1 protein-coding gene is annotated in these 1,515 nt (G+C 72.5%); it reads right to left on the bottom strand.

Going from position 1 to position 1,515, the window contains the following annotated elements; translation table 11 throughout:
* Nucleotides 1-124 precede the first annotated feature (124 nt).
* Nucleotides 125-1,515 (bottom strand): serine/threonine-protein kinase (locus tag B7L92_RS35725; protein WP_081241355.1); only part of this gene is annotated, 1,391 nt, incomplete at its 5' end.

Below are 1,515 nucleotides of genomic sequence, written 5' to 3'. Positions count from 1 at the left end.
GTCGTCTCGTCGGCGACGACCACCCGGGTCGGCGAGCATCACGCACGCGACGGCGAGCCGCTGCCGCTCCCACCGGGGAGTCGCAGACCCGTCCGCTCCGACGGGTGCGTCCGGGCCGGCCGGTTCAGAGCTTGTCGACGTCCAGGTTCCCGATCACCGTCCTGGCCACCTCGCGTCCGCGCTCCGTGAAGTCGCCCTTGCCCGGGTAGCTGACGGTGAGTTTGTACATGTCGCCCTCACCGGTCTTGTAGTAGAAGATCCGCATCTCGCGGGGGCGCGGGTTCTGGCTGTCGTCGGTGGTGTAGACGACGGTGTTCTCGGCGGCCTTCTCCCCCTTGTAGGTCAGGTTCGGTCTCGGCTCGGTCTTCGGGTCCGCCGGCATGTCGAGGGTGTAGTTGCCCCTCTCCTTGAACTCGGCGTCGTCGTCGTACATCTCGGCGTCGGCGGAACCCGCGATGTTGTTGCCGGTGTCCTCGCCCTTCTTCTCGAGCGTCAGGCCGATCCAGATGCTGCCGCTCCAGTCGGTGTAGCGGACCCAGTGCCCCCGGTCGGACTCCCGGTCGGGCACGGACCGCTGGTAGTCCTGCGGCACCGCGACGGTCGCCGCGACGTCCTTCTCCTTGTGGGTCTTCCAGCCCTCCGGCAGCGGGCCCGCGAAGGGGTCGGCGACCACCAGGTACGCGGCCACCGCGCCGGCCACGACCGCCGCGCCGAGCCCGATCAGCGTTCCGCGGCCGATCCGGACGCCCTTGCCGCCGGGGGCGGCGGCCCGGACGACCTGCGTGGGCCGCGGCTCGGGCGGGTTCGCGGCCGCCTCCAGCAGGGCACGGACCCGGGCGGCGTTCGGACGGTGCGCCGGGTCCTTCTGCAGCAGGCCGTTGATGACCTCGGCCAGCGGCCCCTGCGCGGAGGCGGGCGGCGCGGGCGTGGCGTTGAGGACCGACTGGAGCGTGGCGGGGGTGTTGCTGCGGCGGAACGGCGAGACGCCCTCCGTGGCCGCGTACAGCACCACTCCGAGCGACCACAGGTCGGAGGCGGGGCCGGGGCGCTGGCCCAGCACCCGCTCGGGCGCGATGTACTCGGGGGAACCGACGAAGCCGCCGGTGTCGGTCAGGTTGGTCTCGCCCTCGATCTGGGCGATGCCGAAGTCGGTGAGGACGACCCGGTCGTACCGGCCGAGCAGCACGTTGTCCGGCTTCACGTCGCGGTGCAGGACGCCCGCCGCGTGCGCGGCCTCCAGTGCGCCGAGCACCTCGAGGCCGACCCGGGCGGCCTCGCGCGCGGAGAGGGTGCCCTCCTCCTGCAGGACGGCACCCAGCGAACGGCCCTGGACCAGTTCCATCACGATCCACGGCCTACCGTCCACGACCGCGACGTCGTGCACGTTGACCACCGCCGGGTGGTCGAGCCGGGCGGCGGCACGGGCCTCGCGGCGCATCCGCTCGAAGGCGTTGGACCGTTCACGTTCAGGAAGGTGGTCCGGGAGGCGGGGCTCCTTGACGGCGACCTCGCGGT

It is taken from the genome of Streptomyces viridosporus (assembly GCF_002078235.1).
GTDB lineage: Bacteria > Actinomycetota > Actinomycetes > Streptomycetales > Streptomycetaceae > Streptomyces > Streptomyces viridosporus.
This window is presented reverse-complemented; position numbering and strand designations above follow the sequence as displayed.